The organism is Shewanella psychromarinicola (assembly GCF_003855155.1).
GTDB lineage: Bacteria > Pseudomonadota > Gammaproteobacteria > Enterobacterales > Shewanellaceae > Shewanella > Shewanella psychromarinicola.
In genome coordinates this window covers 2,870,043-2,881,397 of the sequence record NZ_CP034073.1, presented here as the reverse complement: position 1 = coordinate 2,881,397, position 11,355 = coordinate 2,870,043, and the positions used below count along the sequence as shown (strand labels likewise).

At 42.6% G+C, this 11,355-nt stretch carries 7 protein-coding genes, 3 tRNA genes and 1 pseudogene; all 11 read right to left on the bottom strand.

Features of this window, described 5'->3' with window-relative positions:
- Positions 1-128: 128 nt before the first annotated feature.
- The gene (locus tag EGC80_RS12715; protein WP_124013409.1) at positions 129-2,075 is read right to left on the bottom strand and encodes a MacB family efflux pump subunit; all 1,947 of its coding nucleotides are present in this window, start codon (positions 2,073-2,075) and stop codon (positions 129-131) included.
- A gap of 3 nt (positions 2,076-2,078) precedes the next feature.
- A complete protein-coding gene (locus tag EGC80_RS12710) occupies positions 2,079-3,302 on the bottom strand; it encodes an efflux RND transporter periplasmic adaptor subunit (protein ID WP_124013410.1) in 1,224 nt (407 codons plus the stop codon).
- Positions 3,303-3,369: 67 nt separating this feature from the next.
- Positions 3,370-4,209, bottom strand: coding sequence for a YbhB/YbcL family Raf kinase inhibitor-like protein (locus EGC80_RS12705; protein WP_124013411.1), 840 nt, complete (start codon positions 4,207-4,209; stop codon positions 3,370-3,372).
- Positions 4,210-4,295: 86 nt separating this feature from the next.
- Entirely contained in the window at positions 4,296-5,732 is a 1,437-nt protein-coding gene (locus EGC80_RS12700) for an ATP-binding protein (protein ID WP_124013412.1), read from the bottom strand.
- A gap of 9 nt (positions 5,733-5,741) precedes the next feature.
- Positions 5,742-6,425 (bottom strand): response regulator transcription factor, encoded by a 684-nt coding sequence (locus tag EGC80_RS12695; protein WP_124013413.1) that lies wholly within the window; start codon positions 6,423-6,425, stop codon positions 5,742-5,744.
- A gap of 286 nt (positions 6,426-6,711) precedes the next feature.
- Positions 6,712-7,594: pseudogene (locus EGC80_RS12690) on the bottom strand (IS1595 family transposase).
- 673 nt (positions 7,595-8,267) lie between these two features.
- Positions 8,268-8,353: transfer RNA gene (locus tag EGC80_RS12685), tRNA-Leu, on the bottom strand.
- Between the two features lie 49 nt (positions 8,354-8,402).
- Positions 8,403-8,476 (bottom strand) — tRNA-Cys (locus EGC80_RS12680).
- Between the two features lie 42 nt (positions 8,477-8,518).
- Positions 8,519-8,594: transfer RNA gene (locus tag EGC80_RS12675), tRNA-Gly, on the bottom strand.
- Between the two features lie 313 nt (positions 8,595-8,907).
- Positions 8,908-9,456, bottom strand: coding sequence for a CDP-diacylglycerol--glycerol-3-phosphate 3-phosphatidyltransferase (pgsA, locus tag EGC80_RS12670; protein ID WP_124014316.1), 549 nt, complete (start codon positions 9,454-9,456; stop codon positions 8,908-8,910).
- Between the two features lie 44 nt (positions 9,457-9,500).
- Positions 9,501-11,333, bottom strand: a complete 1,833-nt coding sequence (gene uvrC / locus EGC80_RS12665; RefSeq protein ID WP_124693484.1) for an excinuclease ABC subunit UvrC — start codon at positions 11,331-11,333, stop codon at positions 9,501-9,503.
- Between the last annotated feature and the right edge of the window lie 22 nt (positions 11,334-11,355).

Genomic DNA, 11,355 nt, shown 5'->3' with positions numbered 1-11,355 from the left:
AATAACGGGGTTAGGGTTAACCCCGTGTTTGACTATTTGTGATTAACTATCGTTGATCTTGTACATATTCTAGACTGTACGAGCTAGTCCTCAAAGTGCCAGTAACAGAGGAACATATTGACTTGGCGTTAGTCTCTTGAAAGTGCATCAACCGGATTCAATTTAGCTGCGTTTCGGGCGGGTAGATAACCAAACACAACCCCGATTAACGTCGAGCAAGCAAAAGCGGCAATAATTGACGTATTCGAATAAATCATCTGATAGCTGCTACCTATGTAGGTAAATACCATGCCGATAAAATAAGCAAGTCCGATGCCCAATGCACCACCACAAAAACACACCAATACAGCTTCAATCAAAAACTGACGCATAATATCGGTTTGTCTCGCGCCTACTGCCATACGAATGCCAATTTCGCGCGTTCGCTCTGTTACTGATACCAGCATAATATTCATTACCCCAATCCCGCCAACCAACAATGAGATAAAGGCGATAGCAGATATCAGCAGCGTCATGGTTTCAGATGTTTTTTCAATGCTTTTTCGTATTGTATCGGTATTAATAGTGAAAAAATCTACCGTGTCGTGGCGCATAGTTAATAAACTGATAATGCCTTGTTCTGCCACATCACTTGATACATTGGCATTTATCCTTACAGTAATATCATTAACATAATTTTGTCGAAGAATACGACCTGACACCGTGGTATACGGTAACCAAATATTCAGTTCATCACTGTTGTCGGACACACTGTCAATCGGTTTTGTTACCCCAATAACACGAACAGGAAGACGACCAAGAAAAATCACACTTCCCAGTGCATCACCATCAGAAAAAAGTGCTTGATCAGTATTGGCGTCAATAACGGCAACTTGTTCTAACGCATCAACACTGTCTTCGGCAAAATACTGTCCCTTAGCAAGCGTATAACCGCGCACGCGAAAATACTCAGTACCCACACCTTGAATCGATCCGGTGACGGTTTCGCTAGCATAACGTATAGCCACATTAGCTCTAACGGTTGGGGTAACACTGTCCACAAAGGGCAATATTTTAAGCGCATTGGCATCATCTGCCGTGAGTGACTTAACCCGTTCAGAGCGGCGATCGCCTCGTCCTGTTCCGGGTTTAATTTCAATGGTATTCGTGCCCATTGAAGCAATATTATCCAAAATAGATTGCTGCGACCCCGCGCCCAGCGCGACCACAGACACCACAGAAGCAATGCCAATAATAATGCCGAGCATCGTCAGAAACGTACGCAAACGGTGGTTAGACATGGCTATTAAGGCCATTTTTAACGCTTCAAAATAACGCGACCAGTTTATCTTCATACTTGCTTGGGAAGATTGTCTGTTTGCGATTAACGAGTTCGTTACAGCTGGAATACGATTTTGTTTATCGGCAATGATTTCTCCGTCTTTTAGCTCAATAACGCGATCGGCAAATTCGGCAATATGCGGATCGTGTGTCACTAAAATAATGGTGTGGCCGTCGCGATGCAGTTCTTGAATGAGCTTCATCATTTCTTCGCCGCTTTTGCTATCAAGCGCGCCGGTGGGTTCATCGGCCAAAATAATATCGCCACCATTAATTAAAGCTCTGGCGACACTGACTCGTTGTTGTTGGCCGCCACTGAGCTGGCTTGGTTTATGATCTAAGCGATCACTTAACCCTAAACGAGTGAGTATCTTTTTGGCTTTTTCATGTCGAATTTGCGGCGCCTCATTGGCGTACAATGCCGGTACTTCCACATTACCCACCGCAGTTAAATCACCCAAAAGATGATAGCGCTGAAAGATAAACCCAAAGTATTCACGTCGCAGTGCAGCCAGTTCATTGTCATCCATACTGGATGTGTCCTGACCATTAATGAAATAACTGCCTGAACTGGGTTTATCCAGACAGCCAAGGATGTTCATTAATGTAGATTTACCGGAACCAGATGCACCGATAATGGCAATCAATTCACCTCGGCAAATTTGCAGATTAATGTTGTTAAGTACCGTCAGTTCCTGCTCTCCAGCGATAAAAGAACGACTAACCCCTTTAATATTTAACAAAACGTCAGCCATGGGTTATAACCTCATCTCTTTGCCAAGACCTGGTGTACGCTGCCCTAGCTTGTTACCTCTAGATGAATCAGACTTCGTTGCTGCGCCGTCATTAGTTGAAGATTGACCAAGCATAATTTGATCACCTTCGTTAAGACCTGAAAGGATTTGAGCGTAGACTTTATTGTTAATGCCCACTTCAACATCGCGATATTCAATGCGGTTATTGACTATCACTGGCACTTGATACGAAACACTTAGCCTCGTTTTTGTTATCAATATCTGTGATGGAACCAGCAAAGTGTCTTGCGCATTAGCTAAAATAATGGAGACCTGCGCTGTCATGCCAAAACGCAATAGGTTGTCTGGGTTTTCCACATCAAATAGGGCGTTATAGTAAATCGCCTCATCATCGCCAATCATCAACGAACTGTCATCGCCGCTAAGCAATGTTGGCCCAGGTTCAATGGCACGTAATACACCACGGTACTTTTTCGCAGTGGCCCCTAAAATACTAAAATACACTTCTTGGCCCGTACTCACATTGATAATGTCAGCTTCAGACACTTGCGCTTTAATCGTCATTACGTCCAACTGCGCCAGCTCAATAATACTGGGAGTGCCTTGATTGTTATTAACGGTTTGCCCCTCTTCGACCGACACGTAAATCACGGTGCCATCAATGGGCGAACGAATAGTTGTGTAACCTAAATTGAGCTTGGCGTTATCGACACTAATGATTGCTTTGTCTTTTTCAGCACTGAGTTCATCAAGCTCTGCCAGATAAACCGCCAATATCGATTCTGCAGAGTCAAAGTCTGATACCGACGCAGCGCCATTAACCAGCATCTTTTTATTACGAGCATATTCAGACTGTGCGACTTTTATTTGCGCCTGCTTTGCCCGATATTGCGCATCAATACTTTGCAATGATGCTTGGGCTTCTTTAAGGGCATTTTGTTGAGTTAAGTTATCGATTTGAGCAATCAAGTCGCCCTGCTTTATGTTTTGACCAACATTCACGTCCATTGTTTCGATTAACCCCGACACTTGAGCGCCAACATTGACTAATTTAGACGGATAAAGCACACCGTTTGTCAGGACTACTTTTTCGATGTTGCCGCGTTTAACCACATCGGTGGTAAAGATAGGTTGCTCCTGTTGAGCTTGAGTGTACTTGTACCCTACAACGGCAACGATTGCGCCAAGGGAAATAAGCAACAAGGTGTTTTTAATGTTCTTTTTCATGTGGATCTCTTGATGTCTTTTGAGTGACTGAATTTATGCTAACAATCTTGTAATAACGAATTTGCGTTTATTTGATGTCAATAACAGCAGCCGTCGTCGAATTCAAAGTGGGTTTACACAATGGCAATGTTGACAGCGGATCCATGCTGTCATTATGTGGCCGAGCTTGTTCTGGATAAGCTTGTTGCGGATGAGCTTGTGGTGAATCAGGTCGTTGTAAATGAGCTTGTTGTAAATGAGCCCGTTGCGGCGTTTGACAGTGTCGCTCAAAACTCACAGTCAAAGAGTCTGAGTCCAGAACGAAGTCTTGCATGCTTTGTCGAAGCATTATTGCAGACACAGGGGCTGACGGATCGATATCTAACAATTTGGATAGTGCATAAAGATGAAAAGTATACACTTTTTGACCAGGTCCTTTGGAACATGGTGGTGCATACTCGTTACGATCATTCACTGTATTATTGCCAAATAAGCCAACAGATTGCTTTGCTTTACTACCTGAATCAATGCCTGAAGCTTGTGCCGGAATATTGTAAACAGTCCAATACCATTTGAGTTCTTCAGGCTGGTTTGGCCTAGATGCCTGAGAGTCAACTTGAGGTGGGGTGCCTTTTTTATTATCAGCTGAGTCAGCCTTTGGTGCGTTCTTTTCGTTGCCTGCGACATTGTTTGTGAAATGACGCTTAGGTATGTGATCCATTATCACCACCAACGACTGGGTTCCGTCTGGTACTCCGCTCCAACTTAATTGTGGTGAAATGCCCTCTCCCTCACAGGTAAACTCAACTGGCAATGTCCCCTTATCGGAAAATGCAGGACTGGTGAGTTCAAGTGAAGGCTTGGCATTAACGGCGGTTGCACTGAGCAACGTCAAAGATAAAATGGAGCCAATAATGTGGGTATTCATGGCCTAATCTCCAATGCGATTAAGTTAACGATTAATGAGTTAACTTAAGTGTATCGATTAGGCTTCGCTGATGGATGACAATGTTGTCATTTAACGATGGGTAACAACAGCCGCATTGTCACAACCTCAATATCACTGGGCTCAAGTGTAAGATCGCCACCATGCGCGCGAGCGATTTCTCTGGCTAAACTTAACCCTAAACCACTGCCGGATATTCCCTGGGTATGAGCTGGCTCGCCGCGGTAAAAGCGATCAAACAGTTTGGCCCTGACATCGCGTGAGATTGGAAGACAAGCATTGCTCATCACCACTTCAATAACCGACTCGTTTTGGCGAGCGTGGATGGTGACACTTTTATGCGGAAGGCTATAACGCATTACGTTTACGAGCAGATTGTTTAACAGCTGCCTCAATAACACAAAATCGCCTTGAGTGATTAAGCCTTTCTCAATCACACAATCGAGCTCCAGTTCATCCGACAACAAGATCATATCGGCAATCAACTCATCTACCAATTCAGTGATATTTATTGGTTCAAAATGCAACGCCATAGAGCCTGAATCCGCCTGTGATAACAGCAATAATTTACGGGTAATGGCCGACAAATGCCCGACTTCATCAAGAATGGCATTGAGATCCAATAGCGATGGGTTTTCAGACAACACTGCTTGTTCAAGCTTACCTCTTAGCACTGTAAGTGGTGTTTTTAGCTCATGAGCGGCATCAGCCGTAAAACGAGAAACTTGTTGAAAACTGTCCTCTAGGCGATCGAGCATCATATTGTATGCATCAATCAACATTTTGAATTCTTTGTCTTCTTTATGCTCAGGCAAGCGATGGCTAAGATCTTTTTGGGTCACTTTATCCATTGCTTTATGTAATCTGTTTATTGGTTTAATGGTATTGGTCGAGATAATCCATGCGCCTAGAATACTGAGCAGTAATGAAAAAGGGATAACCACAACCAACGCGGTCAGTAAGGTATTCGTTAACTGATTTGTGGTGGCTGCAATATCCACAGCAATAAAACTTTGTTGGTTTGAGGTTTGAAATAAGCTTGCTCGCCATCGGCTTTGCTGATGTTCAAAAAAGGCCAGCTGACAAACCGCGTCGGCTTTATTATTGTGGGGTAATGTGAGTGACTCTGCGCGTAGCCAATTTAAGCGACTTATCACATCTTGTACGTCTACTCCGTCTGGCGCGGTTAAAAAGCCTTGCTCAGCAGAACCGACTGACAGCATTAATTGGCTGGGTGAATTGACTCGTAACTTGTCCATTAAATCAGTCATTAACCGACCACCCGAAAGAAGTGTATCGTTTAAATCTCTTATATTCATTGCAGAATTATTGACATCATGCAAAGTACGTTTGCGTATTAAGCGTTTTGCTTCTATACAAAGGCGAGAATCGAGGTGAGTCAATTCAACGCTCATAATACGCGACCAACTTAAGCTGATAACCAACGTAAGCACAGCTGTTACAGTTAAAATTGATATGGCAAAAATACGAGTACGAAAATGCATATTAAAACCTTATCGGATACTTAAGCGATAACCTGTGCCGCGAAGAGACTCAATGGCGCCGACCATTTTTCCTGCCTTCTCTAAAGAAGCCATTTTACTGCGGATACGTTTAATACACACATCGACAACATTGGTACAAGGATCAAAGTCGTATCCCCAAACATGCTCCAGCAACTGCCCCCGGGTTAACACTTGGTTGGGTGAGCGCATTAAGTGTTCAAGCAGGCTAAATTCTCGGCTAGTAAGCTCGACCGATTGTCCCTGACAATTAAGGCTGCGATTAATACAATCAAGTTGCAATGCGCCTACCTCGACAACATGCTGCTGTGTGCCGCAATGCCGTCGAAGCAAGGCTTGAATGCGAGCATGCAACTCTTCAACATAAAACGGTTTGGCTAAGTAATCATCTGCGCCCATGTCTAACCCCTGAACGCGATCGCCCAATTCATTACGCGCAGTAAGCAGAATAATGGGCGCATCGACACCTTGTTGACGCAGCGAACAAAGAATATCCAACCCATCTCTACCCGGAAGCATAATGTCGAGAATAATCACATCATAAGTATTATTGCTTGCCGCCTGATAACCTTGATTGCCATCGGCACAATGAGTGACATTGAAATGTTTGGCGCGCAAACCTTCGCAGATAAAATCTGCAATTTTTTGTTCATCTTCGACAAGCAATACGTTCATTGAGTTTTATCCTTGGGTGACGCTTAAAAGTATCTCATCTGACACATCGCACTAGCAACCTAAATGACAACATTGTCATTTAGGAGATTAAGGCTGGTTATACAAGAAAATTAAAGTCAGCGCTTTGACTCTTTTCCTTTAGACACTAAAACAAAATCAATTAAAAAAGTATAAGTGTTATTTGACTCAAGAAAGTGAAGTAGAAATAGGTTTTTGGCTATTATTTTGTCAATCAATACGTGAAAAATAGATAGTTATCATTAGATAACATGCCTATGCACTTGGCTCAGTAAGAATGTATTGGCGTGTGAATGATTGCCAAATTTAACAATCTGTTAGGTATTTCTCTTTCCATTTGTCTACGATTGAACCGATAACAGAACTCGCTCAGGTATTCTTGTAGGTACTTTCCTGAAACACCATGGAATGTCCCAAGTAAAAATGCTTTTAAGTTACCAATGGCAATATGAACCCAAGGCAGCCATTCATCAACAAGCTCACTGGGGGTAACTCGCTTCATGTTGTTGAGTCTTATCTATAATGTTCAACGCAGGTAAGCCGTCTGTATGCACTTTTTGCTGTCTCGTTAAGTGTTTGGCAACGAACTTTTCAACACTATCATGGCAAACGCTATTCACAGCCTGCATAGCAATAAATCCAGCTCTTTTTCCTTTGCTTTCAACGGCAACTAAAACAGGTGTTTTACCTTCTGCTCCACGTCCACGCTTGCCCTTCCTTCTGCCACCCACTAACGCATCATCAATTTCAATAACGCCTGACAGTCTATATAAGCTGTCTCTATGGCCCATAGCCGTTCTCAGCTTACTTAATATCAAACGTGCCGTTCGCCAATTAACTTCAATGTGCTTGCTCAATCTTAATGCTGAAATACTGCCTTTATCTGAGCCTAAAAAGTAGATTGCCCAAAACCACTTAGTGATAGGAATACGGCTACCGTGGAATAATGTGTCTGCTGTGACCGATGTTTGTTTATGACATTGACTGCATTCATATACATTGCGGGTTGTAAGCTCATAGGCATGCTCACAAGAGCATCTAGGGCAAACAAAACCATTAGGCCATCTCATTTTCTTAATGTGATTTAAGCAATCAGTTTCAGCGCTGAATTGACGTTGCCATTCAAAAAAACTCGTTTCAGGCATTTTCATAGCAAATCTCACTTCTAGTCTTGATTTATACTATAAGAATAAGCCAAAACTGACTCAGATGCATAGGCATGTTAGATAATAATATGAAGTTAGCAATCGGTGTGATTCAACGCTGAACTTTAGAACAATAAAGATAATGACGTCAGCCTGACAGTAATTCAGACTAGTTTTAGGTAGTCATGGATGACTTCTCGGAAGTAATAGCATTTCCGAATAAGAACGAGGTAGATTACAAACGAGCTCCAAAGCTGGATCTGTTCTTCCCCTAAATCAATCACCATGGCGACCTTTTCATATCTGTTGCTTAAGTAAATTGGGGGAATTTTGCGAGGCGGCTAAGCCAATTCTTTTATAAAAAGTAAAGAGGGACAACCGTTGGTTTCCTCTTGATCTGATGCAGATGAAGCGCCACGACGTTAGTGGCCGCAGGCCATATCAAACAGTTTCACTATGTAAAGGGTTAAGCCAAAGAACCTACCTACTTTTCGAATTAGCCGCTCTTATAGCAGCGTAGCGACCTAGCAGGACGTAGTCCGCTCTAGTATCTAGGTTCTCGATCACACTGTTGCTATCGTTTGTAATAATTCACTAAACTACAGACGTAAAAAAGCCCCAACTATTGTTGAGGCTTTTTTACACCATACCTACGTATGTAATTTCTTACTATAAATAATGGTACCCGAGGCCGGACTTGAACCGGCACGCTTATTCAGCGAGGGATTTTAAATCCCTTGTGTCTACCGATTCCACCACTCGGGCAAAGTGTTGTTTTAACCGTTACTAAAAGTAACCATTAAATGCAATTTTGTGGAGGCGCGACCCGGAGTCGAACCGAGATAGACGGATTTGCAATCCGTAGCATAGCCATTCTGCCATCGCGCCATACTTATACCAAATTCTAATCCATCGGATAAGATAAGAAATTGGAGCGACATATCGGGTTCGAACCGATGACCTATACCTTGGCAAGGTATCGCTCTACCAACTGAGCTAATGTCGCATTTTATATCTTTTTAATGCTTTATTATATCTGCCAGAAAGGTATCGTCTTTCAACCTATCCAACTAAACTAATGTCGCATTTCAATCGTTTTAATGCTTTATTGTATGTGTAAGAAAGGTATCGTCTTTCAACTTATCTTATCGAACTAATACTATAGAGATGTGTTAGTTAACAAAAAACCTAAGCCTTGCTGTTGACTAGTCACTTGTCTACGGGGAGGCATTTTACCGAATTAACCTCGAGTGTCAATTGTTGATTTACGCAATTATGACTGTTTGCGCACTAAATAATCTTATTGAAGTATTATTACGCTATTCAGCAGTTAAATCATTCCAAGCTGCTGAAATATAACTTATCATCGACCAGAATGTCAGTGCGGCCGCAATATAAAACAACCCAAAGGCAACATCGGTTAGCAAAGGCGTCGGTTTCCAAATTAATCCAGTAATAGCGGCCATTTGCGCGGCGGTTTTATATTTACCAATCCAAGAAACGGCTACCACACCACGTTTGCCAATTTCGGCCATCCATTCACGTAATGCAGAAATCACAATCTCTCGGCCAATCATAAACAATGCAGCTAAGGTTAAATACATATTATCATTTTGCTGAACCAACAACACTAATGCCGTCGACACCATGACTTTATCGGCAACAGGATCTAAAAAAGCGCCAAATCGGGTTAGCTGACCTAGTTTACGAGCGGCATAACCGTCTAACCAATCGGTCAATGCAGCCAACCAAAAAATAAATGCTGAAACAAATGGTGCCCATGAGTAAGGTAAATAGAAAACGGCGATGAAAACGGGCAACAAAGCAATACGAAATAATGTCAGTGCAATAGGTAAATTAAACGGCATAAAAAGACCAAATTGTCAGAAGCAGCGCCAATTTTGCCTTAAATTTAGCCCCCTCGCAATGTATCATGGATTGTTTGTGCCATTTCTAAGCTAATTCCGGGTACTTTTGTCAATTCAGTCACGCTAGCGCCTTTGACTTCTTGCATTCCCCCCAAATGTTGCAACAAGGCTTTACGCCTCTTAGGACCCACTCCGGCGATAGATTCTAATGTAGAGGTGTTACGTGTTTTCTGGCGTTTATTACGATGTCCGGCAATCGCAAATCGATGTGACTCATCACGGATGTGTAACATTAAATGAAATGCAGGCGAATCACTCGGGAGTTCAAAGGTTTGTTCACTGCCACCAACGGTAAAGGTTTCGAGTCCAGCTTTGCGCCCTTCACCTTTGGTCACACAAATGAGTAATGGCGGATGATCAATATTGACACACTTCTCATCAACAATAGTTTGCGCTACTCTTAATTGGCCGATGCCACCATCGATAAAGACCAAGTCAGGTACTTTGCCATTGTTATTAATTTTATCGAATCGACGGCTTATCGCTTGCTCCATAGCAGCATAATCATCGCCACCGGTAATTCCGGTAATATTATAACGGCGATAATCGGCTTTATGCGGCCCTTCTCGATTAAACACCACACACGAGGCCACCGTACTTTCGCCCATAGTGTGGCTGATATCAAAACACTCCATCCGCTTAATAGGCTCATTAAGCTCAAGTGCTTCTTCAAGTAATAGGAACCGTTGTTCAACGGTATTTTTATGGGACAATCTAGTGGCAACAGCATTACTGGCATTAGTCATGGCTAAGCGTAAAAAATTGGCCCTATCACCACGCACTTGCGTTTTTAATTCAAACTTTTTATCTAGTGCTTGTTCAATAGAGGCTTGCAACTCTTTTATGCCGTCAAAGTGATGACTGAGGATGACTTCTTTGGGAATGGTACGCTGGATATCGGCATTGAGATAAAACTGGCCTAAAAATGACGACAACACCTCTTCGATTGCAGTTTCTGCAGGTACAGAAGGATAATAACTGCGACTGCCAAAGATTTTGCCGTCGCGGATAAACAATAGGTGAAAACAGGCAATACCAGAGGCATAGTCGACGCCAATGACATCCATATCCCCTTTCTGATTCGACACTTCCTGCTGCTCTGCAACCCGCCTTAAAGCGGTGATTTGGTCGCGATATTGTGCCGCGCGTTCGTATTCCATATCAATGGCAGCAATTTCCATTTTTGCCACCAATTGCGATATCACTTGCTTGTCTTTACCGCGTAAAAATAGACTGGCTAATTTAACCTGCTCACTGTATTCCTCATCACTGACAATTCCGACACAAGGCGCACTACAACGATCTAATTGATACTGTAAACAAGGGCGAGATCGCGATTTGTAGTACAAATCATCGCATTGGCGGATAGGAAACAATTTTTGCATTAAATGCAAACTCTCGCGCACTGCACCACCATTAGGGTAAGGGCCAAAGTAATGACCTTTTTCACGTTTGGGACCACGGTGATATGCCAATCGAGGATGTTTATGGCCACTTAACAAAATATACGGGTACGATTTATCATCACGAAGCAGTACGTTGTATTTGGGCATGTACTGTTTGATATAATCGTTTTCAAGCAATAACGCATCGGTTTCGCTATGGGTAACGGTCACATCAATATGATCGATATGCGATACCAATGCTTGGGTTTTAATGTTGGGTATATTGACTCGAAAATAGGAGCTAAGACGTTTTTTAAGATCTTTGGCCTTACCAACATAAATAACCTGTTGGCGCTTATCGTACATACGATAAACCCCAGGCGCTGAAGTAACATTTTTTAAAAAGGATTTGGCGTTAAAACCACTAGACATGATTAAAGCTACTTAATGCGTT

Coding starts and splice junctions, on each gene's coding strand:
- uvrC (WP_124693484.1), bottom strand. CDS start 11,333: ATGTCTAGTGGTTTTAACGCCAAATCCTTTTTAAAAAATGTTACTTCA.
- EGC80_RS12695 (WP_124013413.1), bottom strand. CDS start 6,425: ATGAACGTATTGCTTGTCGAAGATGAACAAAAAATTGCAGATTTTATC.
- pgsA (WP_124014316.1), bottom strand. CDS start 9,456: ATGCCGTTTAATTTACCTATTGCACTGACATTATTTCGTATTGCTTTG.
- EGC80_RS12715 (WP_124013409.1), bottom strand. CDS start 2,075: ATGGCTGACGTTTTGTTAAATATTAAAGGGGTTAGTCGTTCTTTTATC.
- EGC80_RS12705 (WP_124013411.1), bottom strand. CDS start 4,209: ATGAATACCCACATTATTGGCTCCATTTTATCTTTGACGTTGCTCAGT.
- EGC80_RS12710 (WP_124013410.1), bottom strand. CDS start 3,302: ATGAAAAAGAACATTAAAAACACCTTGTTGCTTATTTCCCTTGGCGCA.
- EGC80_RS12700 (WP_124013412.1), bottom strand. CDS start 5,732: ATGCATTTTCGTACTCGTATTTTTGCCATATCAATTTTAACTGTAACA.